Origin of the sequence: Methyloligella solikamskensis, from assembly GCF_042676065.1 — a bacterium.
GTDB lineage: Bacteria > Pseudomonadota > Alphaproteobacteria > Rhizobiales > Methyloligellaceae > Methyloligella > Methyloligella solikamskensis.
In genome coordinates, this window is record NZ_JBHTJO010000001.1 from 2,484,747 (window position 1) to 2,511,174 (window position 26,428).

Annotated in this window: 29 protein-coding genes and 1 tRNA gene; 23 read left to right on the forward strand and 7 right to left on the reverse strand. The window is 62.9% G+C overall.

What is annotated here, in order from left to right:
* The first annotated feature begins 49 nt into the window (after positions 1 to 49).
* From ACFQ2F_RS11930 to ACFQ2F_RS11995, 14 genes are all read left to right on the forward strand, one after another.
* On the forward strand, positions 50 to 1,087 hold the full coding sequence (locus tag ACFQ2F_RS11930) for a fatty acid desaturase (RefSeq protein WP_379090126.1): 1,038 nt from the start codon (positions 50 to 52) through the stop codon (positions 1,085 to 1,087).
* A 354-nt stretch (positions 1,088 to 1,441) separates the two neighbouring features.
* Positions 1,442 to 2,818: a tyrosine-type recombinase/integrase gene (locus tag ACFQ2F_RS11935; RefSeq protein ID WP_379090128.1), complete on the forward strand. Its 1,377-nt coding sequence runs from the start codon at positions 1,442 to 1,444 to the stop codon at positions 2,816 to 2,818.
* Positions 2,818 to 3,228, forward strand: coding sequence for a hypothetical protein (locus ACFQ2F_RS11940; protein WP_379090130.1), 411 nt, complete (start codon positions 2,818 to 2,820; stop codon positions 3,226 to 3,228). The genes ACFQ2F_RS11935 and ACFQ2F_RS11940 overlap by 1 nt, the downstream gene beginning before the upstream one ends.
* A 476-nt stretch (positions 3,229 to 3,704) precedes the next feature.
* Positions 3,705 to 4,109 carry a helix-turn-helix domain-containing protein gene (locus tag ACFQ2F_RS11945; protein WP_379090706.1) on the forward strand — a complete coding sequence of 135 codons (405 nt, stop codon included), beginning with the start codon at positions 3,705 to 3,707 and terminating at the stop codon, positions 4,107 to 4,109.
* Positions 4,106 to 4,357 carry a hypothetical protein gene (locus ACFQ2F_RS11950; RefSeq protein WP_379090132.1) on the forward strand — a complete coding sequence of 84 codons (252 nt, stop codon included), beginning with the start codon at positions 4,106 to 4,108 and terminating at the stop codon, positions 4,355 to 4,357. The genes ACFQ2F_RS11945 and ACFQ2F_RS11950 overlap by 4 nt, the downstream gene beginning before the upstream one ends.
* Positions 4,347 to 4,685, forward strand: coding sequence for a hypothetical protein (locus ACFQ2F_RS11955; protein WP_379090134.1), 339 nt, complete (start codon positions 4,347 to 4,349; stop codon positions 4,683 to 4,685). Before ACFQ2F_RS11950 ends, ACFQ2F_RS11955 begins: the two co-directional genes overlap by 11 nt.
* A 93-nt stretch (positions 4,686 to 4,778) precedes the next feature.
* Complete coding sequence (locus ACFQ2F_RS11960) at positions 4,779 to 5,120, forward strand: hypothetical protein (protein WP_379090136.1); 342 nt, start codon at positions 4,779 to 4,781, stop codon at positions 5,118 to 5,120.
* Between the two features lies 1 nt (position 5,121).
* The gene (locus ACFQ2F_RS11965; protein WP_379090138.1) at positions 5,122 to 5,454 is read left to right on the forward strand and encodes a hypothetical protein; all 333 of its coding nucleotides are present in this window, start codon (positions 5,122 to 5,124) and stop codon (positions 5,452 to 5,454) included.
* 222 nt (positions 5,455 to 5,676) lie between these two features.
* Entirely contained in the window at positions 5,677 to 6,150 is a 474-nt protein-coding gene (locus ACFQ2F_RS11970; protein WP_379090140.1) for a hypothetical protein, read from the forward strand.
* A 2-nt stretch (positions 6,151 to 6,152) separates the two neighbouring features.
* Entirely contained in the window at positions 6,153 to 7,697 is a 1,545-nt protein-coding gene (locus tag ACFQ2F_RS11975; RefSeq protein ID WP_379090142.1) for a hypothetical protein, read from the forward strand.
* Positions 7,698 to 7,759: 62 nt separating this feature from the next.
* Positions 7,760 to 8,299: a hypothetical protein gene (locus ACFQ2F_RS11980; RefSeq protein ID WP_379090144.1), complete on the forward strand. Its 540-nt coding sequence runs from the start codon at positions 7,760 to 7,762 to the stop codon at positions 8,297 to 8,299.
* A gap of 14 nt (positions 8,300 to 8,313) precedes the next feature.
* Positions 8,314 to 8,787, forward strand: a complete 474-nt coding sequence (locus tag ACFQ2F_RS11985; RefSeq protein WP_379090146.1) for a hypothetical protein — start codon at positions 8,314 to 8,316, stop codon at positions 8,785 to 8,787.
* A gap of 409 nt (positions 8,788 to 9,196) precedes the next feature.
* A complete protein-coding gene (locus ACFQ2F_RS11990; RefSeq protein ID WP_379090148.1) occupies positions 9,197 to 9,676 on the forward strand; it encodes a hypothetical protein in 480 nt (159 codons plus the stop codon).
* Positions 9,673 to 10,440, forward strand: a complete 768-nt coding sequence (locus ACFQ2F_RS11995) for a hypothetical protein (protein WP_379090150.1) — start codon at positions 9,673 to 9,675, stop codon at positions 10,438 to 10,440. The genes ACFQ2F_RS11990 and ACFQ2F_RS11995 overlap by 4 nt, the downstream gene beginning before the upstream one ends.
* Before the next feature lie 41 nt (positions 10,441 to 10,481).
* Here ACFQ2F_RS11995 and ACFQ2F_RS12000 read toward each other — a convergent pair whose 3' ends face one another.
* Both ACFQ2F_RS12000 and ACFQ2F_RS12005 read right to left on the reverse strand, forming a co-directional pair.
* Positions 10,482 to 10,805 (reverse strand): hypothetical protein, encoded by a 324-nt coding sequence (locus tag ACFQ2F_RS12000; protein ID WP_379090152.1) that lies wholly within the window; start codon positions 10,803 to 10,805, stop codon positions 10,482 to 10,484.
* A 94-nt stretch (positions 10,806 to 10,899) separates the two neighbouring features.
* A tRNA-Ile gene (locus tag ACFQ2F_RS12005) sits at positions 10,900 to 10,976 on the reverse strand.
* Positions 10,977 to 11,169: 193 nt separating this feature from the next.
* On the opposite strand from ACFQ2F_RS12005, the gene ACFQ2F_RS12010 reads away from it, so the two are divergent.
* The 5 genes from ACFQ2F_RS12010 to ACFQ2F_RS12030 all read left to right on the forward strand — a co-directional run bounded on the left by ACFQ2F_RS12010 (position 11,170) and on the right by ACFQ2F_RS12030 (position 17,650).
* Entirely contained in the window at positions 11,170 to 11,919 is a 750-nt protein-coding gene (locus ACFQ2F_RS12010) for an SIMPL domain-containing protein (RefSeq protein WP_379090154.1), read from the forward strand.
* A gap of 163 nt (positions 11,920 to 12,082) precedes the next feature.
* Positions 12,083 to 14,122: a protein-L-isoaspartate(D-aspartate) O-methyltransferase gene (locus ACFQ2F_RS12015; RefSeq protein WP_379090708.1), complete on the forward strand. Its 2,040-nt coding sequence runs from the start codon at positions 12,083 to 12,085 to the stop codon at positions 14,120 to 14,122.
* Positions 14,123 to 14,220: 98 nt separating this feature from the next.
* Positions 14,221 to 15,672 (forward strand): efflux RND transporter periplasmic adaptor subunit, encoded by a 1,452-nt coding sequence (locus ACFQ2F_RS12020; protein WP_379090156.1) that lies wholly within the window; start codon positions 14,221 to 14,223, stop codon positions 15,670 to 15,672.
* Complete coding sequence (locus ACFQ2F_RS12025) at positions 15,669 to 16,421, forward strand: ABC transporter ATP-binding protein (RefSeq protein ID WP_379090158.1); 753 nt, start codon at positions 15,669 to 15,671, stop codon at positions 16,419 to 16,421. Before ACFQ2F_RS12020 ends, ACFQ2F_RS12025 begins: the two co-directional genes overlap by 4 nt.
* The gene (locus ACFQ2F_RS12030) at positions 16,418 to 17,650 is read left to right on the forward strand and encodes an ABC transporter permease (RefSeq protein ID WP_379090160.1); all 1,233 of its coding nucleotides are present in this window, start codon (positions 16,418 to 16,420) and stop codon (positions 17,648 to 17,650) included. Before ACFQ2F_RS12025 ends, ACFQ2F_RS12030 begins: the two co-directional genes overlap by 4 nt.
* Positions 17,651 to 17,833: 183 nt before the next feature.
* Here ACFQ2F_RS12030 and panD read toward each other — a convergent pair whose 3' ends face one another.
* The 3 genes from panD to ACFQ2F_RS12045 form a co-directional block, all read right to left on the reverse strand.
* Complete coding sequence (gene panD, locus ACFQ2F_RS12035) at positions 17,834 to 18,190, reverse strand: aspartate 1-decarboxylase (protein WP_379090162.1); 357 nt, start codon at positions 18,188 to 18,190, stop codon at positions 17,834 to 17,836.
* An 86-nt stretch (positions 18,191 to 18,276) separates the two neighbouring features.
* Positions 18,277 to 18,501 carry an excalibur calcium-binding domain-containing protein gene (locus ACFQ2F_RS12040; RefSeq protein ID WP_379090164.1) on the reverse strand — a complete coding sequence of 75 codons (225 nt, stop codon included), beginning with the start codon at positions 18,499 to 18,501 and terminating at the stop codon, positions 18,277 to 18,279.
* A 145-nt stretch (positions 18,502 to 18,646) separates the two neighbouring features.
* Positions 18,647 to 19,108, reverse strand: a complete 462-nt coding sequence (locus ACFQ2F_RS12045; protein ID WP_379090166.1) for a hypothetical protein — start codon at positions 19,106 to 19,108, stop codon at positions 18,647 to 18,649.
* 297 nt (positions 19,109 to 19,405) lie between these two features.
* Here ACFQ2F_RS12045 and ACFQ2F_RS12050 point away from each other — a divergent pair, with 297 nt between their 5' ends.
* Both ACFQ2F_RS12050 and ACFQ2F_RS12055 read left to right on the forward strand, forming a co-directional pair.
* Positions 19,406 to 20,047, forward strand: a complete 642-nt coding sequence (locus ACFQ2F_RS12050) for a L,D-transpeptidase (RefSeq protein ID WP_379090168.1) — start codon at positions 19,406 to 19,408, stop codon at positions 20,045 to 20,047.
* A gap of 361 nt (positions 20,048 to 20,408) precedes the next feature.
* Complete coding sequence (locus ACFQ2F_RS12055) at positions 20,409 to 20,543, forward strand: hypothetical protein (protein WP_379090170.1); 135 nt, start codon at positions 20,409 to 20,411, stop codon at positions 20,541 to 20,543.
* A 489-nt stretch (positions 20,544 to 21,032) separates the two neighbouring features.
* Here the strand turns inward: ACFQ2F_RS12055 and ACFQ2F_RS12060 are convergent, their stop codons facing one another.
* Entirely contained in the window at positions 21,033 to 22,526 is a 1,494-nt protein-coding gene (locus tag ACFQ2F_RS12060) for an RNA-directed DNA polymerase (protein WP_379090172.1), read from the reverse strand.
* Between the two features lie 283 nt (positions 22,527 to 22,809).
* Here ACFQ2F_RS12060 and ACFQ2F_RS12065 point away from each other — a divergent pair, with 283 nt between their 5' ends.
* Together ACFQ2F_RS12065 and ACFQ2F_RS12070 are read left to right on the forward strand one after the other, a co-directional pair.
* Complete coding sequence (locus ACFQ2F_RS12065) at positions 22,810 to 23,634, forward strand: lytic murein transglycosylase (RefSeq protein ID WP_379090174.1); 825 nt, start codon at positions 22,810 to 22,812, stop codon at positions 23,632 to 23,634.
* A gap of 378 nt (positions 23,635 to 24,012) precedes the next feature.
* The gene (locus ACFQ2F_RS12070) at positions 24,013 to 24,396 is read left to right on the forward strand and encodes a hypothetical protein (protein WP_379090176.1); all 384 of its coding nucleotides are present in this window, start codon (positions 24,013 to 24,015) and stop codon (positions 24,394 to 24,396) included.
* On the opposite strand, the gene ACFQ2F_RS12075 is transcribed toward ACFQ2F_RS12070, so the two are convergent.
* Positions 24,393 to 26,399: an alpha/beta fold hydrolase gene (locus tag ACFQ2F_RS12075; protein ID WP_379090178.1), complete on the reverse strand. Its 2,007-nt coding sequence runs from the start codon at positions 26,397 to 26,399 to the stop codon at positions 24,393 to 24,395. The genes ACFQ2F_RS12070 and ACFQ2F_RS12075 overlap by 4 nt on opposite strands.
* Positions 26,400 to 26,428 lie beyond the last annotated feature (29 nt).

A 26,428-nucleotide genomic window follows, 5' to 3' on the forward strand; every position in this document is an offset into this window, starting at 1 on the left:
ATCCCGATGGCCCGTGACTTGCGTACCGAGCCAGCTAGAGAGGCCGTAGATGACCGAAAATCCCAACGCTGACACCACGCTCGATTCTCGTGCATTGATACGAGATCTTGCTGCCTACAGGGAACCGAACAACGCGCGTAGCGCGTTCGAACTGGTTATTACGGCGGTGCCTTTTGTGCTGCTTTGGACTCTCATGTGGGCTGTGCTGGACGCCGGCTATTGGATCGGTCTACTTCTCTCCGTTCCCGCGGCAGGCTTTCTCGTTCGTCTCTTCATGATTCAACATGATTGCGGCCACGGTTCATTCTTCCGTCGGCGTGTCGCCAATGATTGGGTCGGCCGCACCATCGGCGTCGTGACGCTGACGCCTTACGGCTTCTGGCGGCGAAGCCACGCACTGCATCATGCCAGTTCCGGCAATCTCGACCGTCGCGGTATCGGCGACATCGACACGCTCACCGTCGATGAGTTTCGGGCTCTGACGCCATGGCGTCAGCTCCTTTACCGCCTGTACCGACACCCGATCGTGATGTTTGGTCTGGGGCCGGCATATCTGTTCATTCTGCGCCACCGGTTGCCGATGGGGCTGATGCGCAACGGTTGGGGGCCTTGGGCAAGCGCAATGTCGACGAATGCGGCGATCGCAATTCTGGTCGCAGCGCTCATCTGGCTGGTAGGCGCCGGTCCATTCCTGCTCGTGCAGCTGCCAATCACGCTTCTCGCCGCCTCAATCGGGGTCTGGCTCTTCTACGTCCAGCATCAGTTTGAGGATACTCTTTGGGAGCACGAGGAAGGGTGGTCTGTGCATGAGGCGGCGCTGCATGGCAGTTCGCATTACGATCTACCGGGCGTCCTGCGCTGGTTCACCGCCAATATCGGGGTGCATCATGTGCATCACTTGTCGAGCCGGACGCCATACTACCGCCTGCCGGAGGTGCTTCGGGACCATCCCGAGCTTCGGAATGCCGGTCGCCTTACCCTGCTTCAAAGCCTCAAAGCTGTGCGGCTCGTACTTTGGGACGAAGAGAAGCGGCGCTTAATTTCCTTCAGCCAAGCAAGTGGTAAATCGGCGATGGGCCAACGATAAGTCATATCACGATCAAGAGCATTGCTCTCTCGACGTTTCCTCTTCGAACTATCTGTCGCGATCGCTCTCGAACCGGGCAAAGCAGGAGAATCGGATCGTCTCATGCGTGAGCCACTGCGCTGGGAAAAACCTGGGAGAAAGTGGTGGGCCCGGGAGGACTCGAACCTCCAACCAGACGGTTATGAGGCGTCCGCCCTCGGCAAGCGATCGCTAGCCGAGAGAAGCCAATTCTCCCAGCAAGCGTCTGTTATACGTATACAAACTCCGACGTCCGCCAAGCGTACCCTAGCTAGCGCTAGCCGCGAAAAGCCGCTAAGGTAAGGCCGTTTTAAGGTCAACACTGATGGGGCGGGTATGGCGAAGATCTTGACCGACGCGGTCGTGCGGAAGGCGACGCGTCCGGGGATTATCTGGGACGGTGCGGCGACGGGGCTCGGGCTGAAGGTCCTGCCCAGTGCCAAGCGGGTCTGGGTAATGCAACTCGTCTGGCCGGGTCAGAAGACCCAATCGCGCAGGCGCCTCGGGCACTACCCGGCGATGAGCCTGGCCGATGCACGCGAGAAGGCGCAGGAGTTCTACGCTCTGGCGAAGTCCGGTGTAGATCCCTTCGCCAAGGCGGAGGAGGAGCGCGCCGACGCCGACGCCAGACGTCGTGCTGAGGAACTCGCCGCGCGCACGTTCGGTGACTTCGCCGAACAGTTCATCACAGAGCGCTCTGGCAATCGCCGGGCTAAGACTGACGCGCGCGAGATACGACGCAATCTCATTTCTATCTGGGGAGACCGCCCCCTCCGCAGCATCACGCCGCGCGACGTCCGCGAGCTGATTACCGCGCTCAGGATGCGGGCGCCCTACGAGGCGAAGAATGCCTGGACGCACACAGTCGGCATCTTCAAGGCGGCAGTCCACGAGGAACTTATCGAAGCGAGTCCCTGCGCCTCGCTGGACAAGCGTCTGCTCTTCAAAGATGCGGGGATCAGTCCACGCGACCGCATTCTAAGTGAGGACGAGGTGTTCGCCCTGTGGCGGGCGGCTGGGCGCATCGGCCATCCTTATGGTGACTTCTACCGGCTCCTCCTTCTGACCGGCCTGCGGGTTAACGAGCTCGGCAGAGCGCGGTGGTCGGAGCTGCATCCTCAGCTGAGGAGCGTGATCCGCGATGCTGGAAAGAAGGGCGCGCAGATCGACTGGACGCGCATCAAAGACGAGACGAAGTTGCTCACCATTCCAGCGGCGCGGTTCAAGTCAAAGTTGGAACACCTTGTGCCGCTTAGCGACGACGCCTGCCAGATCCTGGCTGATCTGCCTCGTTTCGCCGATTGCGACTTCTTGTTCACTACCACCGGGACCGTCCCTATCAACGGCCACTCGAAGGCCAAGCGTGCGCTTGATGCAAGCATTGTGAGGACCCTGCGGGCGATGGCAAAGCAGCGCGGCGACGACCCGAGAAGTGTCACGCCGGAGCGATGGGTGCTTCACGACCTGCGGCGCGTTGTGCGAACGAACCTTGCGGCACTCCAAGTAGACGATCACGTCGCGGAGATGGCGATCGGGCACGGCCGCACCGGACTGCAGAGAGTGTACGATCAGCACAAGTACCTACCCGAGATTCGTCAGGCGATGATCGCCTGGGCTGTGCGGCTCGGTGAGATCACCCAGCCCGCGCCGACACCTCCCCTCGAGCCGTCCAAGGTCGTAGCCTTCAATGGTCCGCGGCGGGCGGCAATCTGATGGCCGATGACGGCATAGAATTGTCGCCGCGCGACAAGAGAGAACTGGCGCGGCTCATTGGCAAGTACGGCCGCGAATTCGTCGTCAAAGTCGCCCAGAAAATTCGCTACCCACGTCGTGGCTCACCCGGATGGGGAGCCAGCAAGTGGGATGACGTCGAGTGGATAGAGGCGCGCGCGGACGAGCTGCGCAATGAAGGTGTAGCTTTGGGTGCGCTCAAGAAGGCGACCACCGAACGGTTCCTGATGATCACTCCGCAACTGAAGCAAACGGCTGAGAACCTGAAGCGGTTCGAAAAGCGCATCAAGAACGCTCGGGACGAGTGGTCAAAGGCCGAGCGCCTAATCAAGGCAGCACGCACAGATGCGCGCAAAGAGGGACGCGTCGGCAAGCGCCGAAGCCGAACGTAGAACAGCCTAACAATCCACGCTGATTTACGAGGCGGTGCACCCGCTAGGGAACGCGCGTGGCTCGCCGGTATGGTTTGGCTAGCAAGCAATAGCTGGAGCTAGCCGAATGAGTACGACTGAGGCCCCTGAGGTCCTGCCGGATTACTTTTATACCGCGGATCAGATTGCTGCGCGCTGGGGCGTTCACCCGATCTCAGTTTGGCGGTGGGCCCGCTGGGGGCGAATACCCAAACCGATAAAGCTCGGCCCTGCCACCACGCGCTGGCGCGGCGCCGACATCCTCGCGCACGAAGCTCACCTGCAGGCAGCAGCCGATGCCTAGCGCAGCACGGGATGCTGGTACGATCCCTCTCAGCCGTGCCGAGAAGCGCGACCTGGGCAAGTTCCTGCACAAGTGGACGGAGTTCGTCCGCGCCAACTCAAAGATACCCGCCGGGGCCAGGCTCCTGGCGTGGTGCCTGACGGACTACGCGACGATGACCGACTCTGCGGAGCGCTTCGCTGAGACTGGGGTGGTCGAAGTCTTCCCCAGCATAAAGAGACTCGCTGGGATGACCGACGTGGACCGGCGAACGGCCCAGCGCGCGCTCCGCACCCTGGAGGAGGCGGGCGTAATCGAGACGCTGCGCTCGGAAGGCGGTTCTGAGACTAATCGCTACAGGCTGATGATGGATGATGCGACTAGCAGGGGCGGCAGCCACGCCGCCCCTGGGGGGCGGCAATCTGGGTCCGAGGGGGGCGGCAATCTGGGTCCAATAGGGGCGGCAGCGCTGCCGCCCGAATCCCCTACTAATAGGGGATATGAATCCGCGCGCGCCCGAGGCGGCGCCGGTCTGAGAAGCGCGACGACGGTCGCGGGGATCAGGGGTACTTCGACATGATCGAGCGGATGGTCCCAGCCGACGACGACGAGCTGTCTCCCTCCCAGGTAAGGAAGATCGTTGAGGACGATCCTGACCTCAGTGTCGAGAGGTTGCTCCAGCTTGCTCGGGCGATTCCCGACGCCACCCCCAGAGAGTTACTCGAAGAGCTGCGGGAGGATCTGGCCCAGGAGAAGGCTGACGCGGAAGCGGAGCGTTCCAGCCAAGGCAGACGCAGTTGGAGAGGGAGACGAGCCCGTGGTTGCTAGACGACGCCCCGCACCCAAGCTGACCCGCGGAGAAGCGAACCGCGTAGCCGACGACCTGGCGCGGATCGAATCCGCCCGTGCCGGTCTAACGGAAGCCCTGCGGCTCCTGAGCGTCACCATCCGCCGTGAGAAGCACGACCGGGTCCGAGAGGCCTTCGCAGTCTTCCTAAGCGAGGGCGGCGTGACCTCGACCGACTGGAGGGCGTTCGTCGACGGCGAACCCATCAGGGGGTGCAGTACGCAGCGCCGCCACCTCCGCCTCGTCGCCGACAATACCGAAACCAGACCGAAGCGTTCGCGAAGGAAGCTTACCGCCGCGCGCCGGTAAGAAGTCCCCAGGCGCCCGAGGGGCGTTGCGGGTAACGCGGGTCAACGACTGAGGACCCAGGATTTCCAGTAATAGCACAGGAGAGACAATTCGATGACGAACGAAAATAGCGTCTTCAAGGAAAAGAACATCTTCCCCGAGCTGGCGAAGCTGGAGAAGACCCGCCGCAAGTTGGAGACCATCCATCCGCGCACCAGCCACCCCTGGATGAGCCGCGACGAGCGTGTCGCCTACGACGAGATCGAGTTGCTGCTGGACGACGTGGAGGAGCTGATTGCGGCGAGGCGGCGCGATTTCCCGGAGCACTTTAAAGTATTCGAGGGGATGAGGATTGAGAATCGGGGAATACCGGTAAGACCCGAAGAAGGCAGGAGGCTACTAACGCTGGTCAAGACCGAAGACCACCACGACAAGCAGGGACAGAAGGATAGATAGTATGAGTAGCAACTGGATTTCAGCAGAGCCCGGATTTTCACTCGTCGGGTGGTGTGGCCAGGAGTTCGACGAGCCCATCGTCGCCTGGCGCATTTCCGCCCGAGACATGACGGAAAAGGATGAGCTATCCGCTTACAGCGTCGAGCCTCTCACCGTCACCGGATATCTCTATGCCGGAAGGGATAAAGCAACCATCGCCCTCCGCTGGCCTGACGGGACGGTGGAATTTGAGACGGAGAGGTACGTGAGCGTGGCAGACTGGCGCGCATCTGGTGCGTGGAGAGACGCTGTCCAGAAGAACCAGGATAAGTTCCGCGAACGGCGAGGATTCTGACTACCGCGGCCCCTACCCTACGCGGTCCCACCCAAATTAGGTGACGTGGCACGCCCCACGTCACCCCCCCTTCCCGGCAAAAACTCAGAGCACCAATACAGCAGACCGATTAGATGACCAGACGGTTTATGACCGTTCGGCCTAACCCTTTACCCTGGCCTGAGAACCGGCTATATTCAATGCTTACAGCGCCTTTCGCGTGGCTGACCGTAGGAGCAAGTATTGAGTAACGGCCTTAAAACCGACCTTACAAAGGACGAAAAGACGCGCCCGCGACGTCGCCGGGTCTCAAGTATCTCACTGACCAACCGCAGCCGGATCACCAACGGCTCTGCGCTGTGCGAGTACGTTGACGGCCGGTCGAGCTGGGCGCGCCGCTTCCGGGACTTGATCGCCGCCTACTCCAGCGACCTTGGCGGCGACGATGCGCTCTCCGAGGGACAGCGGGCGATCATCCGCAGGGCGAGCCTGCTCCAGGTGGAGCTGGAGTTCATGGAGGCGAAGTTCGCTAAGACACACGATGACGGAGACCTGCCGCACCCTGGGCAGATTGAGACCTACCAGCGTACGGCCGGGGCGCTTCGCCGCCTGATCGAGAGCGTCGGCCTCCACGAAGGTCGGCAGGCCCGAGACGTGACGCCCGATCCCCTGAGCTACGCTCGCCGGCACGCCGAAGCCGAAGGGGAGGCCGCGTAGCCGTGAACATCCTCCAGGCCATAGACGACCCCGAGGTGTTCGGCAGGCACTTCGCCGACGCCGAAAGCTGGGAAGCGTGGCGAGCCTTCGTGGCGGCTTTGTTCGGTCTGGAGATGACGTCTGAGGAGCGGGCCATCTTTCGCGAGTGCACGGGCCGCGCCAGCGCGCCCAGCGATCAGGTCGCCGAGGCGTGGCTGGTAGTCGGCAGGCGCGGCGGCAAGAGCTTCGTCCTGGCAACCATCGCGGTCTTCCTCGCCTGCTTCCGGGACTGGCGCCCGCACCTCACGGCGGGCGAGCGCGCGACCGTCATGGTCATCGCCGCCGACCGAAAGCAGGCCCGCGTGATCTTCGGCTACGTGATGGGCCTGCTGAAGAGCACGGCGATGCTCGCCGGTACGATCCAGGCGGAGCGGCAGGAGGCCGTGGACTTGTCCTGCGGCGTGACGGTCGAGATCCAGACCGCCTCGTTCCGCACGGTGCGCGGCTATACGGTCGTGGCCGCGCTGCTCGACGAGGTGGCGTTCTGGCGAGACGAGACATCCGCCAATCCCGACGCAGAGGTGATCGCCGCCCTGAGACCCGCCATGAGCACGGTACCGGGCGCCATGCTGCTCGCTGCCTCCAGCCCCTACGCCAGGCGCGGAGCGCTGTGGAGCACCCACCGAAGGCACTTCGGGAAGGACGGTCCCGTGCTCGTCTGGCAGGCGGACACGCGGCGCATGAACCCGCGCGTTCCCCAGTCGGTGATCGACGCGGCGTATGCGGACGATCCCGCCAGCGCGGCCGCAGAGTATGGCGCGAACTTCCGGTCGGACGTCGAGACCTTCATCAGCCGAGACGTTGTCGACGCGTGCACCAGCCGAGGCGTTCGGGAGCGTGCACCGCTGAGCAACCAGACCTACCAAGCCTTCGTCGATCCCAGCGGCGGTTCGGCCGACAGCATGACGATGGCCATAGGCCACCGCGAGGGGGACAGGGCCGTGCTCGACTGCGTCCGGGAGGTTCGCCCACCCTTCTCACCCAGCTCGGTCGTGGAGGAGTTCAGCGAGCTCCTGAGGGCCTACCGCGCTCGGACCCTCACGGGTGACCGATACGCCGGAGAGTGGCCGCGCGAGCAGTTTGCCAAGCGCGGCATCACCTATCGCGCAGCCGCGAAGCCGAAGTCCGATCTCTACCGCGAGATGCTGGCGCCGATGAACAGCGGCCGCGTCGATCTGCTCGATCACGACCGCCTCGCCAGCCAGCTCAGTGCCCTTGAGCGGCGCACGGCCCGCGGCGGGCGAGACAGCATCGACCACGCCCCCGGCGCCCACGACGACGTAGCCAATGCCGTCGCTGGTCTCGTCTTCACTATTACGACCGCCGCCGCTAGGAGGCCGCGAGTCTCTACCTACGGTGGGCAGGTGTTTCGCGGCGGTACGCGCATCCACGGTGACGCCTTCGTCGCCACCGGCGGCCACTTCTCGCCGCCCTGGGAGACCGCGGGCGAGAACGACGACGGCCACGAACCCAGGAGGACGATCAGGAGAAGGCGGTCCACCGCCTAGGCCAGCTGGCCCCCAGACGACCGCCGTGATGGCGGCCGAGCCCAGACAGAAGGAGATGACTGATGCTTCTACCCCAGACGACTTTGAGAGAGCGACTTACCGCTCGGATGCGCGAGAAGAAGGCCGCCGCCGTGGAGGCCGCAGCCCAGCGCGCCAAGAAGCCCAAGCCCGACTTCGAAGCGCTCGACAGGCAGGCCGTGAAGGACGAGCTGCGGGCCGTCGATCAGCACCGGAAGGCGCTTAAGGCGAAGCTCGCCGGAGCCTCAAAGTCGACCTCAGCGGTCCGGTCCTTCGAGGAGCAGGAGCTCCGCCGCGAGCTCGACGAGCTGGCCCACCTCCGCGCGGAGCTCGCCCACGACGCCGACCACCCGATTACCCACAACCGCGAAGGTGCCTCGCTCACTGACAGGGAGCGCGCGTACCGCCGCGCACGCACCCGCGAGATCGCGGCTCAGAACTGGCACGAGGCCGAGCGAGCCGCCGCGGCCGGTGACCACCGGCGCGCCAGGCGGAAGCGCCACGACGCGCTGCGCGCCCGCCACCTGGCGGAGCGAGAGATGAACCTCCGCCCGTCGCTGCGCGGCTTCGACTTCCCTGGATAGAAAGGAGACCACCCATGCCACTACCTCAGCGAAGGAAGCGCATCATGCGCGAGTTCACCATCGACGAGCTATCCGCCGTCGATCGCCCCGCCCAGCAGCACGCCACCATGGCCATCATGAAGCGCGATGAAGGCGACGAGCCCGCTGCCCCGATCGCGGACGGCAAGGACGACGTGGCGCACTTCGACAGCTTCGAGCAGGCCGTCGAGCAGCTGGCTGCGATCCTGTCCGGCGGACGGACCGAGGCGATGAAGAAGGTCGCCCGCGAGCGACCCGACCTGCTCCAGAAGTACAATCAGGACGGCCGCGATGCCTTCCAGAAGGCGCAGGCCGAGGCGAGCCGCCCCGCAGAAGTATCGAAGGCGAAGGAGGACTTCGATCTTCTGGTCGATGGCATCATGGACGAGCGGAAGGTGAGCCGTACGCAGGCGATGACCATCGCCCGAGCCAAGCACCCGGCCGCCTACAGGCGCTACCAGGAGGCGTAACGTATGACCTTGAGGGCCTAGCCGCCTTTTCCACGGCCTGGTCCTCGGAAGCTGGCGCAGCGGGTTAGGATCGCCGTCTTCGGCCCGCAGCAACAGCTCTTGGGAGAGGGCCGTGTCCGTCCTTCGGCGTCAGTCGCGGGCGCGGTCCCCTCCCGTCCCATGGCCCGGTCCCACTCCTGCCGGGCTCCGGGCGCGCGTGGTTCTTCTCTGGCTAGGCGCGCCACCTCCCAGAGGCCGCGGCACCCGGGGCGCACAGGCATCGCCCCGGACCCGCGGTCTCGTTAGGAGGCATAGTCGAACAGGTATGACGCGGAACCGTGTTTGTTCCAGAGTGTGGAACATCGGACTACCACCCCAGTGCGAATCGTGCTAGCCGTGCTATCCGATAGCACGATCTGTGAGGTGGGTAATGACAACGGACAAAGACGAGCCGAGAAGGCAGGCAAAGGTTGAAATCAACGTTGGAGATCTGAGGTTCTCTGGTGAGGGTGATGAGGAGTGGCTCGGCGAGCAGGTTGCGAAGCTCCTGAAGGCGGCTGAACAAATTGGCAAAACAGCAAGAGTGGATGCGGAAGAGCCTTCTGGTCCCTCACCCGCCGCACGGTCATCTGGAAGCACGCCCTCACTCGCAAGCTACATCAGAGCCAAGGGGGCAGACTCCAATCAGATCCTGCGGTTCTTGGCGACTGCTGCCTGGCTTCAGAAGCGTGGATCTGAAAACCTCACAACGTCTAGCGTAGCGAAGGCTTTGACTGACAACCAGCAGAAGCGGCTAGCCAACGCTTCTGACTGCCTCAACAAGAATGTCAAGAAGGGGCTCTGCGAGAAAACCAAGGACGGCTTCTTTATCACTCCAGAAGGTTGGGACTCGCTGGGCGAAGAGCAATGAGCCCTGACGATGCCCTTTCCGTGATCCCCGACGGTCTGCGGAACCCGTTACTGACTGAGTACGAGTCAATCGTCCAAAACTACGTGGAGCATAGGTGGAAACCATCTGAGCTGAGCGGAGGCCACTTCAGCGAAATCGTCTACACAATATTAGATGGGTATTCCGGGGGAACCTATGCGTCACAGCCCACCAAGCCGCCCGACTTCGTTGGCGCCTGCCGAAGGTTGGAACAGAACGCAGACGCGCCTCGAAGCTTCCAAATCCTAATCCCGAGGCTGTTGCCGGCCCTGTACGAAGTTCGCAACAACCGGGGCGTGGGGCACACCGGAGGGGATGTTGATCCCAATCATATGGATGCGACCTTTGTCCTGACCAGCTCAAACTGGGTGATGAGCGAGCTAGTCCGCGTATATCACAGCCTGACTACTCAGCAGGCCCAGCAGGTTGTAGACGGCTTGGTAGAGCGAAGGATCCCGCTTGTGTGGGAGGGCACCAACATGCGGCGGGTCCTCGACCCAAAAATGAATCTGAGATCACAGGTTTTGGTATTACTCGCGACGTCACCCCTGGAAACGAGCACAGCAGAATTGCTTAAGTGGACTGGCTATCAGAATCCAACCTACTTCAAAAAGCTTTTGCGGGATCTTCACAGGCAAAGGCTGGTCGAACTCTCAAAGGACGAAGCAACCGTCCAAATTCTGCCGCCGGGAAGCCATCAAGCAGGGGAAATTGTACGCTCCGCGAACACGGCTTGGGGGGCATGACTGCGGCGCCACCTATAGTCAGTCGGAAGGGCGCCCAAAAATTACTTCACTTTGAAGCGCGGGCTCCTCACCAAGTCCTGCTTCTCACTCGGCAGGATAGCAGGCCTCATCGGCACCGCCCCCTGCAGAAACTCCAACGAGTCGATGCTCACCGTAGGCCTAGCTGCGGGCTGGTCTAAGAAGTGCATGTCGCCGTTTTTATCGAGTCTGAATCGGTTCCTGTGCGCTTGGCGATCAGCGAACACTGCGATGCCATCCGCGATCTTGGCGATGCGGTATTCTTTGTCTTCGATGATGCACAGGTGGCCGACGCAGGGGCCGCGCTTAACATTCCATAGCCGAATTGCCCTTTCATCTTCGTCCATGAGCCGGATTCCTCTTAAGGTCGAACTTAAGGCCTTTCGAAGGTAGGCATCGCACTTCTTCCCGTCAAATGCGACATAAGCCACTGAAAAGGTTTGGTGGGCCCGGGAGGACTCGAACCTCCAACCAGACGGTTATGAGCCGTCGGCTCTAACCAATTGAGCTACGGGCCCCCGTGCCCCCTTTCGGCTCGACAGCCATGCGGCTAACACCGTAACCGCCAAGGAATCTCCGGGCTGTCGCGTCATAGCAGAGTTCGAAACGTTCGCGAATATTTTCGAAATGCCAAACTTCTGTCCGAGCGATTGCGCTAAGGGGGGCGCCACTGCATGTTGCGCCCGCCGAGACACCCCAAGGAGAACTCTCATGATCCCGTTCCATTCGAACTCCAGCCCCACGCGTTTTGCGGCGCTGACCGCAGCCCTTGTCCTGACCCTCGGCAGTCTTTTGGCATCGCCGGCCATGGCGGACGATAAGGAGCAGCCGCGCACCATCAGCATCACCGCCGAAGGCGTTGTGGAATCCGCCCCCGATCTCGTGGAGATCACCGCCGGCGTGGTAAGCGAGGGCAAGACGGCCAAGGCGGCCCTCAAAGAGAACACCGAGCGGATGACCAAGGTGGTCGCGGCGATGAAGAAGAACGGCGTCGCGCCGAAGGATCTTCAGACCAGCACCTTCAGCGTCCAGCCCGTCTACCAGACCCACCACAAGCCCGAGGAAGGCCGGACCACGCGCAAGCTCACCGGCTATGAGGTGGTGAACCAGGTGCATCTCACGGTGCGGGAGGTTGGTAAGCTCGGCACGATCCTGGACGAGCTTGTGAGCCTCGGCGCCAACAAGATCGACGATATCAGCTTCGGGCTGGACGACCCGACCGAGCAGAAGAACGAAGCCCGCAAGCAGGCCATGAAGGCGGCGATCGCCAAGGCGGAGCTCTATGCGAAGGCTGCGGGCGCCAAGCTCGGCAAGGTGATGTCGATCTCTGAGAACGATTACGGCCCCATGCCGAAGCGGAGCGCCATGCGTATGGAAGCGGCCGATGCCGCGCCGGCCCCAATCGAAGGCGGCACGACGGCGACATCCATCCAGCTCAACGTCACTTGGGAACTGGAGTGATCTGGGAACTGGAGTGATCTGGGCGCTGGAGCAGCAGACGGGCGCAAGCTGGCTGGTACAACATGCCTCTTGCAACCGTCGCCCAGGGGCCCAAGATCGATAGATGAGAGTTGTAGACCGGCCTTACGGGCCGGTCTGGCCGACCAACTGGTCTTCAGTCGAGATGGCACCGCCACAAACAAATCCGCGCCATGCCGAACACCGTGCTTTCATGGTGGAGCGGCATCTGCGCGCCCGTGGTATCCGCGATCCCCTGGTGATCGCGGCCATGGGTGAGGTGCCGCGGGAAGCTTTCGTCTCGGGCGAGCTGGAAGAGTTCGCCTATGAGGATTCGGCTCTGCCCATCGAGGCGGGCCAGACCATCTCCCAGCCATACATCGTCGCCCGCATGGCGGAGCTCGCCACGCTCGAGCCCACGGACAAGGTCCTGGAGGTCGGCGCGGGGTCCGGCTTCGCGGCCGCCGTGTTCGGGCGCATCGCAGCCCAGGTCTATGCCATCGAGCGTCATGAGGAGCTGGCCAACCTGGCGCGGTCGCGCATCGCGCGGCTCGGCTACGACAATGTCGAGATCATCTGTGGCGACGGCACCAAGGGGTTCGCCGAAGAAGAGCCGTTCGACGCCATCATCGTCTCCGCCGGCGGCCCCCGCGTGCCCGAAGCCTTGAAGCGGCAATTGGCGCCGGGCGGGCGGCTGGTGCTTCCCGTCGGCACAGGCCGCATGCAGGAGCTGATCCGGGTCACCCGCAACGAGGACGACACGTTCGAAGAGGAAAGCTTCGGCGGCGTCGCCTTCGTGCCGTTGATCGGGGAGGAAGGCTGGCCCGACCAGAATGCCGACGACGCAACCGAGATGGACTCTCAGCCGGGTCCCCTCGCCGCGCCGATCCAGGCGCGCAGGACTCTTGAAAAGCGCGGGCCCAGCCAGCTGATGTCGGAGGCGGCGGAGCCCTTCGCCGAGCTGGACGAACTTGCTCGCATGGTCGATCGCTTCGCCGACAGGCGCATCGTCATGCTTGGCGAGGCAACCCATGGCACGTCCGAATTCTATCAGGCGCGCGCAGCGATCACCGAACGGCTGGTGCGGCAGCATGGGTTCAATATCGTCGCTGTCGAAGCCGATTGGCCTGACGCTGCTGTCTACAACGCCGTGATCCAAGGCCTCCCCCGTCCCCGCCTGCCCGAGCGGCCCTTCTCACGCTTCCCCACCTGGATGTGGCGCAACGCCGAAGTCGAGGCGCTTCTGAAACGCCTTGCGGCGGTGAACGCCGAGATCCGTGGGCCTGAGCGGCGTTGCGGCTTCTACGGGCTCGACATCTACAGCCTCGCCACCTCGATCGGCGCGGTGCTAGACTATCTCGACCGGGTGGACCCGGAAGCCGGTAGGATTGCGCGCGAACGCTATAGCTGCCTGGCGCCCTGGCGGGCAGAACCGGCCCGCTATGGCCGCATGGCCATCTCCCGCGGCTACGAGGCTTGCGAACGGGCGGTGGGCCAGGCCCTGCAGGACCTGTTGGCCAAGCGGCTGGACTATCTGCATGACGACGGCGAGGCCTTCTTCAGCGCCGCCCAGAACGCCCACATCGTGGCAGGCGCCGAGGAGTATTACCGGACCATCTATTACGGCGGGGCGCTCTCCTGGAATCTCCGCGATCAGCATATGTTCGACACGCTGGAACGTCTGCTGGAGCATCGCGGGCCCGGCTCCAAGGCGGTCGTCTGGGCCCACAACTCCCATATCGGGGATGCGCGCGCGACCGAGATGGGCCAGGTGCGCGGTGAGCACAATATCGGCCAGTTGGCGCGGCAACGCTTCGGCGATCAGGTCGGGCTGATCGGCTTCGGCACAGATCGCGGCACTGTGGCGGCGGCGTCGGACTGGGACGCGCCCATGGAGGTCAAGCGGGTGCGCGCGGCCCGGGACGATTCCTTCGAAGGCGTCTCGCGGGCCACCGACATTGCCGCCTTTCTGCTGGAAACGGGGCCCGGGCAGCGGGAGGAGATTCGCACCGCTCTCGCCGAGCCGCTGCTGGAGCGCGCCATCGGCGTGATCTACCGGCCGGAAAGCGAGCGGCTCTCCCATTATTTCGAGGCGGAGCTCTCCAACCAGTTCGACGCGTGGATCTGGTTCGCCGAGACCCAAGCCGTCACCGCCCGGCCCCACGCCGAGCACGGGCCGGAAGAGACTTACCCGTTCGGCCTATAGGCCCCCTCGCCTTTTCCTGGACGTTTTGTAAGACTCCGCGCCTCCGGCTTCATGATAAGCCGGGGATGGATGGGTTTGATTTCTGACTGGGATTTCCGATGCGGCTTGCTCTGATCCTGCTGGCGATTCTGATCGCCGGCGGCGGTGGCTATTACTATTGGCAGGGCCAATCGCAGAACGGCTTCGAGGTGCAGACCGCGCCGGCGAAGCGCGGCGATATCCGCCGGGCGGTCTCCACGACCGGCACGGTGACGCCGCTGGTGACGGTCAATATAGGCTCCCAGCTTTCCGGCAATATCGGCAGCATCAATGTCGATTACAGCGACAAGGTGAAGGCCGGCGACGTGCTGGCCAGGATCGAGCCGTCGACCTTCGAGACCAAGGTGAAGGAGGAGCGCGCGGCCGTCGCCATCGCCAAGGCCAATGTCGCCCTGCAAGGCGCGGAGGTCGAAAAGGCCGAAGCGAATCTCATCAAAGCGAATCTCGATCTCGACCGGGCGAAGAAGCTGGTGGAGCGCGGTGCGAGCTCGCAAGCCACCCTGGACGAGGCGGTTGCCGCCCAGGCCGCCGCGGAAGCCGATCTCGCCATCGCCAAGGCCAATGTGGAGAACGCCAGCGCGACCGTCGATCAGAAGGAGGCGACCCTGGAGAACGCCGAGGTCGATCTCGCGCGCACCTATATCCGCTCCCCCATCGACGGGGTGGTAATCGAAAAGGCGGTTGAGGTCGGCCAGACCGTGGCGGCGAGCTTCACCGCGCCGGAGCTCTTCATCATCGCCCAGGATCTGTCCCAGGTGCAGATCGAGGCGGAGGTGGACGAGGCCGATATCGGACAGGTCACGGCGGGCGATACGGTGAGCTTCTCCGTCGACGCCTACCCGTTCGAGACCTTTCCGGGCAAGGTCGACCAGATCCGTCTTGCGCCCACCGATCTTGAGAATGTCGTCACCTATACGGTGATCATCACGGCTGCGAACCGCGAGGGAAAGCTGCTGCCGGGCATGACGGCCAATGTCTCCATCGTCACTGGCGAGCATGACGACGTGGTCACCGTGCCGAGCCAGGCCTTGCGGTTCGAGCCGCGCGGCGCCGCGGAGGCCCTGGTGCAGCAAAGCGACGACACCTCCACGGAAACGTCCGGCGGAAGCGATCCGGAACAGCAGAAGACGATCCGGCAGCTGAAAGAGTATCTCGATCTGAGCGAGGAGCGGATTGCGCGCATCCGTGATGCACTGGCGGCGGAATTCGAGCGGAGTTCGGAGGAGCAGCCCGGGCTCGGCGTGCCGTCCCGCGGCGAAGAGGACGAGCGCAACCGGCTCCGTCGTAACAATGTGCTGCGCACCCAGCTTTCGGCAGAGGAGTACCGCCAGTTCGAGATGGGTCAGCGGCAGGCTCACGGCCGGCGCGGCACGGTGTGGCTCTACGAGAACGGCAAGCTCGTGCCCCGCGACGTGCGGCTCGGCCTGGCGGACGCCACCGACACGGAGGTGCAGGAAGGGCTTGAGGCCGGCACCGACGTCGTGATCCGGGTGCGCGAGAGCAGCGAATGAACGAGGCGGCGCCGCGAAAGAGGGCGCAGCGGCGCACGACGTCGCGCCGCCGGACGAGCGCGAAAACCGCAGGCGCGGCGCAGATCGTCGCGCGGGATCTCTGCAAGACCTATGTGATGGGCGGAAGTGAAGTGCACGCCCTGCAGGACGTGACCCTGGAGATCGCGGCGGGCGAATATCTCGCCGTGACCGGTCAGTCCGGCTCCGGCAAGTCGACGCTGATGAATCTGATCGGCGCGCTCGACCAGCCGACCAGCGGGACGCTCACGGTAGAGGGCGACGACCTCGGCAGGCTGAATTCCAATGCCTTGGCTCAGTATAGAAACGAGAAGATCGGCTTCGTCTTCCAGACCTTCAATCTCCTGCCCCGGACCTCCGCCCTGGATAACGTGGCGCTGCCCCTGCTCTATGCGCACGATGCGGGCGACGCGAAGGCGCGGGCTCGGGCGAGCCTGGAGCGGGTCGGGCTGGCGGAGCGTGCAAACCACGAGCCCTCGGCGCTTTCCGGCGGGCAGCAACAGCGTGTAGCCATCGCCCGCGCCCTGGTGAACGAGCCGAAGATCTTGCTCGCAGACGAGCCCACGGGCGCGCTGGATTCCAAGACCACCGAAGAGATCATCTCGCTGTTCGAAAGCCTGAACGAGAGCGGCATCACGGTGATCGTTGTCACCCACGAGCTCGACATTGCGGCCCGGGCGAAGCGGCAGATCACCTTCCAGGACGGGCGCGTGGTGGAGGACCGGTCATGAGCCTCTTCGCCTCCCTGAAAGTGGCGCTCATCGCACTCCGCGCCAATGCGCTGCGCAGCTTCCTTGCCATGCTCGGCGTCATCATCGGCGTCGCCTCGGTGATCGTGATGATCTCCATCGCCACCGGCGCGTCGCAAGCCATCGAAGAGCGCATCCAGTCGCTGGGCACCAATGTGCTGATCGTCTTCCCCGGCTCCACCCGGAGCGGCGGACGGCGGGGCGGTGCGGGCACGGCGCTGGCCCTGTCTGAGCGTGATGCGCAAGCGATCCGCCGGGGCGTGCCCGGTGTGGCGGGCGTCGCCTCCATGCTGAACGGCTCGGCCAGCGTGGTGGCCGGCGCGAAGAACTGGACCAGCAGCATCCAGGGGGTGAACGAGGACTATATCTCCGTGCGTAACTGGCCGCTGCTGGCGGGCCGGAACTTCACGCCCGCCGACGAGCAGTCGGCCGCCAAGGTCACCATCCTCGGCCAGACGCTTGCGAAGGAGTTGTTCGGTACCTCCGACGTGGTCGGCGAGCGCATCCGCATCAAGAACGTGCCCTTCACGGTGATCGGCGTGCTGACCGAGAAGGGCCAGTCCGGCTGGGGCCGCGACCAGGACGATATCGCGCTGATGCCGTTATCGACGGCGCGGCGGCGGGTGGTCGGCGGCGACGAAACCGTGCCCGACAATGTCGAGATGATGATGGTGCAGTTTCAGAGCGAAGAGGACATGGAATACGGCCAGGCGGATCTGGAGCGGCTGCTCCGCCAGACGCGCCGGGTACGCCCGGGGGAAGCGGACGATTTCCGCATCATCGACATGGCGGAGTTCATCCGCACCCGCAGCGAGATGCAGGCGATCCTGAGCGTGCTGCTCGGCGCCACGGCCGCTATCTCTCTCGTGGTCGGCGGCATCGGCATCATGAACATCATGCTGGTCTCGGTGACCGAGCGGACGCGGGAGATCGGCCTGCGCATGGCGGTCGGCGCGCGGCGGCGTGACATCCTGGTGCAGTTCCTGATCGAGGCGGTGACACTATGCGTGACCGGCGGGCTGATCGGGCTCGCCAGCGGCGGTGCGGGGGCGCTCGCTCTGTCTGTGTGGGGCCAGTTCCCAGTCGCGATCTCGCCCAGCCTCGCGGTGATCGCGCTTCTGTCTGCGGGATTCGTGGGCGTGTTCTTTGGCTACTACCCGGCGCGGAATGCGTCGCGGCTCAATCCCATCGACGCGCTGCGGTATGAGTGATTGGAGCTGCTGCGCGCGCTCCAGTCACAGGCCCGTCATTGCCGGGCTCGACCCGGCAATCCATGCCGTTCCCATCCAGCTAATGCCCTGCCCCTCCAATGAACTCCGTTTCCGCTGAGCCGTAACGGCGTGGATGCCCGGATCATGTCCGGGCATGCCGATGGAGAAGGTTGGGAGATCGTCCTAGCTGACGCTGGCGATCTGGTTGCCCTCGTCGAACAGCACGACGGTGGGCTTGTAGTTACGGGCCTCTTCCGCCGGGATCTGGCAATAGGCGACGATGATGACCTTGTCGTCCTTCTGGACCAGGCGGGCGCCGGCCCCGTTCACCCCGATCTTGCCGGAACCGCGGGGCGCCTCGATAGCATAGGTCGTGAAGCGCGCGCCGGTATTGATGTTGAGCACATCCACCTGCTCGTGGGGCAGGATCCCGGCCGCATCCAGAAAATCCCGGTCGATGCCGATGGAGCCTTCGTAGTTGAGATCGGACTCCGTGACGCTCGCCCGGTGGAGCTTGGCTTTCAACATGGTCAGAAACACGTGGATACCCCAAGACTTCGTCTGCCGCTTGAGCCCCGGCCTATAGGGCAGAAGACGGCGCCATGCAATGAGGGTGGGCGCGAGGCCTAACGGGAGCAGCCAATCGAGGCCTGGATTGCCATCACGATCGCCCGGGTCGGACAGACATTCTCGCACGGGATGCCGTCGTTATCGCCATCGGCGCGCGGATGGGCGCCAGTGCACCAGGCATGGACCGCTTCTTCGCAGCTGGAGAACTCTTTGCACGTCACGGCTTGCGCGCTCGTCGGAGCGAGCAACATCGCAAGACATAGCAAGGCGCAGATACGCATACACACTGTCCCTCACGTCGAAGAGACAGCCGACCACAACCTTGAGTGTCTTTCAATTCCCCGGTTCGCGCAGGGTGCGCCACACATCACGGCCGTCATCCCGGATCAACCCGGGCATGACGAAGGTCGTGGGCGTCACCGCCGCTCAGTGATCGTCCTCGCCGCGGTCTGAGGGCGTGACCTGCTCGGCATCCTTGGGCATGCGTTCGCCGTGGAGCTTCGGCGGCGTATCCTTGTCGGGAAGCTCGCGCTTCTCGGTCTTCCGATAGCTCTGGTCGTCGCGGTTGTTCTGGTCGTCCCAGTCCTGGATCAGCGTCTTGATGGCCGCTTCCGTGGACGGCTGATCCGTCGAAGGGCGCACGGGCCCGGGATGGGCTTCGTCGGGCATGTCGCCGGTGCCGGCCTCGGCCGTGCCTTGGGTCCGGTTCGACAAGATCTCCTCGGCGTCCTTGTTCTCAGCGCGGATATTCTGGGTGGCGCCTTTGGGGGCTGCGCCGCTATCGGGCACGTCCGGCGGCTCGCCGCCCTCTTTGCGGATCTTGAACTCCTCGGGCGTACCGTAGGAGATCTCCTTGCCCTTCAGCCAATCGCCCACCTTGGTTTTCATCGCCAAACCTCCGATCTCGCGTTCTGCAATTCCGCCTCTGAAAAATCGCGCCTTGAAACGCAGCCGCCGCGCGCCACATTTCGGCTTTCAAATCGCCGCTTCGTAAGGGTAACGCGCCGGCGGCAAAGCCGTTCAGCGAGGGTTCATCGGATCTTTGAAACCATTAACGCTGTCGGCAGATGATGCCAGAATGCAACGGGGCTTGAGACAAATCGACCGCGGCGGCAAGCAAACCGCAACGAATTGCCTATATGGTCGTTACCGTCTTTCCCCCAAGGTTCAAGTGGTTGGCTTCAAATGGCTTATTCGAATTTTCGCGCTGCGCTGAACAAGCTTTTCAATCCCGTTTCGCTGCTCGTTTTGGGCGTCGCGCTCGCGCTGATGCTGGCGGTTTCCGGCCCGGCGCACGCCAATGTACGCATCAATATCGACAAGACGACCCAGAAGATGGACGTCTATGTGGACGGCCAGCCCCGCTATCGCTGGGACGTCTCCACGGGCCTGCAGGGCTACGACACGCCCTCGGGCAGTTTCACCCCCTTCCGCATGGAGGAGGATCACTTCTCGCGTCAGTATGACGACGCGCCGATGCCCTACTCCATCTTCTTCACCAAGCAGGGTCACGCGATCCACGGCACCATGGATGCCCGCTATATGGGCCAGGCCGCGAGCCATGGCTGCGTCCGGCTGCTGCCCAAGCATGCGGCGGTGCTCTATCAGCTGGTGAAGGACGAAGGCATGGCCAACACGACGGTGAGCATCACCGGCGATATCGGGCCGGGCCAGACCTTTACCGATCAGCGCCAGGACCGCCGGCGCTTCTATGACGACGCCTATCAGGATCGTCGCTATGCGGGTCCGGGCTACTATCAGGAATACGAATCCCGCGGGTTGTTCGGCAATCGCCGGGAGCGCCGGGGCGGCTTCTTCCGCCGCTAACCGCCGCGCATCTACGAGACGAGACGAAAGCGGGCCTCCTCGGAGGCCCGTTTTTTTGTTGGGAGGCTTCCCCGGCGGGGAGAGAGCAGGCTGCGGTCTGCCGCGAAACCTGTGCCCTGCCCCACCTTCGGCCGTCATCCCTGCGAAAGCAGGGATCCAGTATCCTCTGTGGTCGAAATAGCGAACGGCCGGTGGTTACTGGATTGCCCGGTCAAGCCGGGCAATGACACTCAGAACAGAAAGCCCAAAGCGGCACACAAATTCGCTCGCTTTTCCCCGCCGATAGGCGCATGGGATTCGGCACGAGCCCGCCGGTCCTCATCGAGGGCCGTGGAGCCGCCCCAACCCCCAGGAGACCGCCATGGCCAAGGGCCAGCAGAGAAGCAATCGCGAGAAGAAGAAGCCGAAGCAGGAGAAGGCCAAGACCACCGCGGCCCCCATCCCCTCCACCATCGAATCCCGCGGCAAGGTGGTGACCGGAACCAAGAAGAAGTAGGCGGGCGCGCCTTTCTCCTGTTCTCCCCCTCACCCCAACCCTCTCCCCCGAGGGGACAGGGAGCAGGCTGCGGTTTGCGGCACGGCGCGGCGCCCGTCCCAACCTCCGCCGTCATGCCCGGACTTGATCCGGGCATCCAGGGGCGAAGAGTTCAGAACAAGCAGCACTGGATTGCCGGGTCAAGCCCGGCAATGACCAAGGCGTGTGGGGCGCACCCACGCGCCGACCCTCGCCCGGCCGTCGGCAAACGAAGGCCCATCGCGGACGCGCTTGCGCGTCGCGCAACTTGAAATGCGTTGCCCTGGTGGTGACGTACCGGACCCCCGAGGCAGGTTCGTTACACCCGCGCGCGTTCGGCTCTCGCCGCTTTCGCGCGCGTCTGACCTCAGGCGCCGCCCCTAACCTCACGCTGAAGGCGAAATCCCCAGGCACACGTCCCTTATGAGAACAGATCGCAAGTTCAGGGAAAGGCTCGAAGCAGAACAAATCTCAGATGTCGTCGTCATCTTCATCAAACCAAAAATCGAAATCATCCGTCTCATAATCAAATGCGAAGTCTTCAATCGCGTAATCAGGCTCGTTATCTTCAGTCTCCTCGAAGACACTCGGCCTTGCATCCCAACGCAGCAAACTTCTCTGCTCTTGGAAGATCTTTGACTGAGCCGTCCCAATTTCATTAATTTCCCACGGCTCCATGAGGTCTAGATGCCGAAGTTCAAGCGCAAGCGGCCAAAACTCGTTTCGACTGTGGCTGCCCTCCAAGCGGCCCAATAGCTTGTTGGCAACATCGTCATCAGAAATCAAACCGTGGCGACCCATATGTAACAGCAACCCAAGAACTACTGGGCTGTTATTTTTCACAATCAGATCGCTAATTTTCTTAGTAATCCTGACATCCAACTCTTTAGCGAGCCATAGAGACCAAGCAACCTCCGAATCTCGGCTCAGAGAAGCTGATTGATAGGAAACGGAACGGATAACATCCCGCCAAAGCCTGCGATCCAACTTGTCGCCTCTCCGCCCCCTCCAGGCGATCACACGGGCAACGTAATCGAACGAATGGGGGAACTGAATGGCGCAGTGGGCCAAAAAGTGTTCTAGAACATCCCAATTGTAGGTCCAGCTTTTTAGCCTGTCTATTATCCTAATCGCGTGTTTTATTATTCCGTCATCGTTATCTTTAAGGGCTATCTCAATAATCTGGCCGAATGTAGCGACAAGATCGGAAGATGATGCATTACCCAGTAACGCCTTCTTCAGCGCCCTCTCAACTTCTAGCATACCCGAATCTGCCAGAATCTTGTTGAATTCTATAATTCTAGTCTTAGACTCATTAATATCTAAATTGTAGTACCTGAGTGCCGTGCGCAGTTTTGCCAGCCTATCTTCGCATTCTTCAAAGCTCGTCCCTCCGATCCAGTAATCATCGACATGCCGGACGTATATTGATCTCGGAGACAACGACAGAAATAACTTGTCGACAGCGGATAGAATTATCTCTCCGATTACTCTTGATGTGTCGGGACCGACAGCCAATCCCAAGGTCTGTTGTCCCTGCGATTGACGCAGTATGTAATCAAGCCGGTTTCCATATACTTCTGAGGAATTTGCACCTCGATCTTCCTTCGAAGCTTCGTAACCATTTATCGCCCACGGTATACTGTGCGTATAAACTGATGGATAGAATCTTGATACGTCCGTAACTACACAATATTTAAATCTTGAGAAAGCGGACAAGCGGATCCTGGGCAGTTCCGAGTGTGGAGTAATCTGCAAAGCTCTGGATCCCGTTTCCTTAAATTCGGGTTTAGACTGAGATCCTTCAGCCGATTCAAATATTTTTTCTATATCGTTCCAATGTTTTTCTATAAAAAACGATTGATCGTGAATATATACCGGATGCGGAATTCCAAATAACCTTCTTGTTCCACCTCTTTTACTAGCATCATAAGGAGCGTGGTGCCCGACGCACTTTCTGTTCACCAGGTATCTGCCTGCCTCGTTATAGACTGTGCTACGTCTTTTGACTGGAAGATCGGCGGCATATTTTCAGGTAAAAGCCCCCGTTCCAAGAAACTCGAAATCGATGGTTTTGACATAACCCCTCCGGGTGCGTCGCGGGATAGGCTGATCGCGCCCTATACGTGTGGTATTTGGCTGCCTCACAACTGTAGCGGGGAACTGACTTCTCAGCCACATTCCCTCAATCTTTCGGTGGTAGGCTCCTCTCCAGTTATGCGTGTGTGATCTGAGGGATCTGCAGAAAATGCGTGGATGGAATGGTTTTGCGGGCGCGCTGGGCTTGTGTCTGCTCGCTTTGTGCGTGGTGGGTTTCGGCAGCGCGGCTAAGGCCGCCCAGTGCGGGAACACGGCCGCCGGGTTTGAGACCTGGAAGCGGCAGTTTGCGGCCGAGGCGCAGCAGCGCGGGATCGGCCGGCGGGGCATCCAGGCCCTGATGGCCACCCAATACTCCTATGGGACGATCAAGGCCGACCGGGGCCAGCACTCCTTCAAGCTTTCGCTGGACCAGTTCATGCAAAAGCGCGGGGCGGCGACCATCGCAGCCCAGGGGCGGTCCAAGAAGGCCCAGAACGCCCAGCTTTTCGCGGCCATCGAGCAGCGCTACGGCGTGCCCGCGGGGCCGCTGATCGCCATCTGGGGGCTGGAGACGGCCTTCGGCGGCTATATGGGCAACCAGAACACGCTGTCTGCCGTGGCGACGCTGGCTTACGACTGCCGGCGGCCGGACTTCTTCGAGCCGCATCTGATGGCAGCCCTGCAGCTGATCGACCGCGGCTGGCTGAGCCCGTCCCAGCGGGGCGCCATGCATGGCGAGGTGGGCCATACCCAGTTTCTGCCGGCCAATATCGTCCGCTACGGGGTGGACGGGAACGGCGACGGGCGCGTGGACCTGAACAACCGGGCCGATGCGCTCGCCTCGACCGCCAACTTCCTGCGAGGCCATGGCTGGCGGCCGGGCGCGGGCTATCAGCCGGGGCAGCCGAACTATTCGGCGATCCAGGGCTGGAACGCGGCAAGCGTCTATCAGCAGACCATCGCGATCGTGGGCCGCCAGATCGACGGGGGTTAGAGACCTATTCCCACGTCATGCCCGGACTTGATCCGGGCATCCAGGGGCTGCAACCACCGCGCCAGCCGCCCTGGATTGCCGGGTCAAGTTTACGACCGGGTCCGCAAGCGGAGCCCGGTTGCCCGGCAATGACGAAGGTGAGCGGGCGAGGTCGTGCGCCATTCTCTGCTGTCATCCCTGCGAACGCAGGGATCCAGTATCCCCTGTCGTGCCGATCACGACCGGCGGTGGTTACTGGATTGCCCGGTCGAGCCGGGCAATGACAAAGGAGTATGAGGCCACTCATGCGCCCACTGCCCCTCCCCCACATATGGCCATTGCTCCGTCAAAACCCGCCGCTATGATGCGCGCGCTTCGCACCATTTTGAGGGACATTCCATGCAGACCAGCCGCGCCGCAGCTAAGGGCACCACGCTTTACAGCATGGGCGGGATCCTCCTGATCGCCATTGCGGCCGTCGCCGCGCTGATGACCAAGCCGTCGTTGGAAAGCTTCGACCAGCACCTGAACACGGAGCTGCGCTCGGAGGTCGCGAAGGCGCTCCAGACGAAGCAGCAGGATGGCGGCGTCGTGGGGCTGGTGATGCGGTTGGGGTGCACGGTGGATGTGGATGCCTGCGTGCGGCTGCTGCGCTCCCAGATGCAGGTGGACGAGAAGGATCTGGTGGTCGCCCGCTATGTGCGGGTGCTGACGCGCCAGGAGGAGAAGAACTGCCTCGGGGCGTTCAACACCTGGTTCTGCACCGGCTTCAACGACCGCTAGGGGCTCGCCGCTTCTTCCTCGAAGGTCCAGTAGCGGCCGGCATCGATCTCGACGGGCGAGAGGCGCTTGCGCTCCTCGGCCCGCTTCTTCCGCATGATCAGATCTCGCAGATCGCCCAGCACGGATACGGAATCGGCGTAGTAGCTGTGGCCGACGAAGTCGGTGCTGGTGGCGCTGGCATCGATGGTATCGACGCCCGGCGCAAGCGTGATGCCGCCTGCCGTGTCGCCGGCCCGCCGATAACCGGCGAAGCTCTTGGAGGCCATCAGGGCATAGTCGCCGGAGGAGGCGTAAAGCGTGGCCCGGCGCTCACCGGCCAGGATCTTGGGCGCGATATCCCTGCTGAAGGTGTCGGCATCGATATCGGGGGCGGCGAGGATGATCTCGTCGAACTTCTCGCGAAGCTTGGGCTCTTCCAGGAACAGCTCCTTCAGGGCGCCGGTCAGCACCCGCGTCCCCATGCTATGGGCGATGAGATAGATGTCATCGGCGCCCGAGCGCTTCGCGAAATCCTTCAGGAAATTCTGGAAGTCGTGGCGCGACCATTCCGCATTGGTCTCGTCCACCTTGTAGCTCGAATAGCTCGCCTGGGACGGCCAGCTATAAAGCACGGGCGCGCCGCCGAAGCCGAGATCGTAGGCCATTTGGGCGGTCCGGCGCGTGGCGTCGACGAAGGCGACGTTGTAGCCGTGGACGAAGATGAAAGCGGACTTTCGCCTTGAGCTCTTCACCCGCTCCTGAACGTCCTTGAAGAAGGCTTTCTTGTCCTTCTCGTCCAGGGAGAGGAGCACGACGAAGCGCTCCGGATCCTCGCACCATTCCAGACGCCAGATGGAGGGCCGCTCCACCTCCCCCATGCGGTGGTCGCGGGGGATGGAGACCTCCGCCACGCCATAAGTGAGGGGCCCGCGATCGCCGCCATAGGCCTCGGCCGGATCTTCGTCACCGGTCCGTTTGCGGTCGGTCGCGTAATAGACCCGCACCACGGCGTAGGACGGGTGTTCGACACTGAAGGCGGCCTCGCCCGTCCGCTTGGTTTGCAGGGCCTCCGCCTCTGCATAGAGCTTCTCGGCGTTGGCGCGCAGCCCCTGCTCCTCATATAGGCCGGCCAGCGCGTAGAGGCTTTCGATCACCAGATCGTCGGTTTCCTCCAGGGCGGCCCGGCGGATGGCGAGGGACTGCTTCAGAAGCGCTTCGGCCTCGTCCTCCCGGCCGTTGGTCTGATAGAGCCGGGCGAGCTGATCCAAGCTTTCGGCCGACTCCAGGCTGTTCTCGCCGAACGCCTTCTCCCGGATGGCGAGGCCTTCCTTCAGCAGCGCTTCTGCCTGGTCGATCCTGCCCTGGGTCTCATAGAGGAAGGCGAGCTCCAGCAGCGCCGGGACGATCGGGGGCTGGTCCGGGCCGTAGCGTTCCTTGGTGAGGGTCACGTAGCGCTGGGCGAGATCGAGAGCTTCGCCAGGCTTGCCGGCCTGGCTGAGCTCGGCGATGCGCCGGGGCATCATCTCCAGGTCGCCGACGCCATCCACCTCTGCCTTGATGGTCTCGGCGCGGACGATCAGCGCGTTCGCCTCATCCTCCCGGCCCTGATCGAAATAGACGCCGGCGAGATTGTGCAGGCTGGTGGCGACCAGGGCATGATCGGGCCCGAAGACACGCTCGCGGATGGTGAGCGCCCGCTCCAGGAGCGGTGCGGCCTTGTCGTAGTTCTGCTCCCGGCGGAGCATCCAGGCGAGCCATGTGACGGCGGTCGCGTATTCGGCGCTGTCCTCACCGGAAGCCGTGCGGGCCTCAGCCACGTATTTCCTGGCCAGGGCTAATGCCTCGGCCGCCTCGCCTGCTTGCGCGAGCCCGGGGATCTGACGGTTGAGCTCGGTGAAATCGGGCGGAGTTTCCGCGGACGCCGGCACGGCGGCGGCCCCCAATAAAAAAACGGCCAGGGCGAGCCCGCAAAGGACACGCCCTGACCGCTTCGATGTCTGAGGCAGGCGGCGTTTCTGATCCATCTCATTCTCCCCTTGGGAGCCGGACCCGC

What these genes read in the sequence shown, in the direction of transcription:
- ACFQ2F_RS11940 (WP_379090130.1), top strand. Translation starts at nt 2,818, where the DNA reads ATGGCCGATGACGGCATAGAATTGTCGCCGCGCGACAAGAGAGAACTG.
- ACFQ2F_RS11935 (WP_379090128.1), top strand. Translation starts at nt 1,442, where the DNA reads ATGGCGAAGATCTTGACCGACGCGGTCGTGCGGAAGGCGACGCGTCCG.
- ACFQ2F_RS11960 (WP_379090136.1), top strand. Translation starts at nt 4,779, where the DNA reads ATGACGAACGAAAATAGCGTCTTCAAGGAAAAGAACATCTTCCCCGAG.
- ACFQ2F_RS11965 (WP_379090138.1), top strand. Translation starts at nt 5,122, where the DNA reads ATGAGTAGCAACTGGATTTCAGCAGAGCCCGGATTTTCACTCGTCGGG.
- ACFQ2F_RS12015 (WP_379090708.1), top strand. Translation starts at nt 12,083, where the DNA reads ATGGCACCGCCACAAACAAATCCGCGCCATGCCGAACACCGTGCTTTC.
- ACFQ2F_RS11995 (WP_379090150.1), top strand. Translation starts at nt 9,673, where the DNA reads ATGAGCCCTGACGATGCCCTTTCCGTGATCCCCGACGGTCTGCGGAAC.
- ACFQ2F_RS12070 (WP_379090176.1), top strand. Translation starts at nt 24,013, where the DNA reads ATGCAGACCAGCCGCGCCGCAGCTAAGGGCACCACGCTTTACAGCATG.
- ACFQ2F_RS12045 (WP_379090166.1), bottom strand. Translation starts at nt 19,108, where the DNA reads ATGAAAACCAAGGTGGGCGATTGGCTGAAGGGCAAGGAGATCTCCTAC.
- ACFQ2F_RS12055 (WP_379090170.1), top strand. Translation starts at nt 20,409, where the DNA reads ATGGCCAAGGGCCAGCAGAGAAGCAATCGCGAGAAGAAGAAGCCGAAG.
- ACFQ2F_RS12065 (WP_379090174.1), top strand. Translation starts at nt 22,810, where the DNA reads ATGCGTGGATGGAATGGTTTTGCGGGCGCGCTGGGCTTGTGTCTGCTC.
- ACFQ2F_RS11990 (WP_379090148.1), top strand. Translation starts at nt 9,197, where the DNA reads ATGACAACGGACAAAGACGAGCCGAGAAGGCAGGCAAAGGTTGAAATC.
- ACFQ2F_RS12000 (WP_379090152.1), bottom strand. Translation starts at nt 10,805, where the DNA reads ATGGACGAAGATGAAAGGGCAATTCGGCTATGGAATGTTAAGCGCGGC.
- ACFQ2F_RS12050 (WP_379090168.1), top strand. Translation starts at nt 19,406, where the DNA reads ATGGCTTATTCGAATTTTCGCGCTGCGCTGAACAAGCTTTTCAATCCC.
- ACFQ2F_RS12020 (WP_379090156.1), top strand. Translation starts at nt 14,221, where the DNA reads ATGCGGCTTGCTCTGATCCTGCTGGCGATTCTGATCGCCGGCGGCGGT.
- ACFQ2F_RS11985 (WP_379090146.1), top strand. Translation starts at nt 8,314, where the DNA reads ATGCCACTACCTCAGCGAAGGAAGCGCATCATGCGCGAGTTCACCATC.
- ACFQ2F_RS11930 (WP_379090126.1), top strand. Translation starts at nt 50, where the DNA reads ATGACCGAAAATCCCAACGCTGACACCACGCTCGATTCTCGTGCATTG.
- ACFQ2F_RS12075 (WP_379090178.1), bottom strand. Translation starts at nt 26,399, where the DNA reads ATGGATCAGAAACGCCGCCTGCCTCAGACATCGAAGCGGTCAGGGCGT.
- ACFQ2F_RS12030 (WP_379090160.1), top strand. Translation starts at nt 16,418, where the DNA reads ATGAGCCTCTTCGCCTCCCTGAAAGTGGCGCTCATCGCACTCCGCGCC.
- ACFQ2F_RS12040 (WP_379090164.1), bottom strand. Translation starts at nt 18,501, where the DNA reads ATGCGTATCTGCGCCTTGCTATGTCTTGCGATGTTGCTCGCTCCGACG.
- ACFQ2F_RS11945 (WP_379090706.1), top strand. Translation starts at nt 3,705, where the DNA reads ATGACCGACTCTGCGGAGCGCTTCGCTGAGACTGGGGTGGTCGAAGTC.
- ACFQ2F_RS11980 (WP_379090144.1), top strand. Translation starts at nt 7,760, where the DNA reads ATGCTTCTACCCCAGACGACTTTGAGAGAGCGACTTACCGCTCGGATG.
- ACFQ2F_RS12025 (WP_379090158.1), top strand. Translation starts at nt 15,669, where the DNA reads ATGAACGAGGCGGCGCCGCGAAAGAGGGCGCAGCGGCGCACGACGTCG.
- ACFQ2F_RS12010 (WP_379090154.1), top strand. Translation starts at nt 11,170, where the DNA reads ATGATCCCGTTCCATTCGAACTCCAGCCCCACGCGTTTTGCGGCGCTG.
- ACFQ2F_RS11950 (WP_379090132.1), top strand. Translation starts at nt 4,106, where the DNA reads ATGATCGAGCGGATGGTCCCAGCCGACGACGACGAGCTGTCTCCCTCC.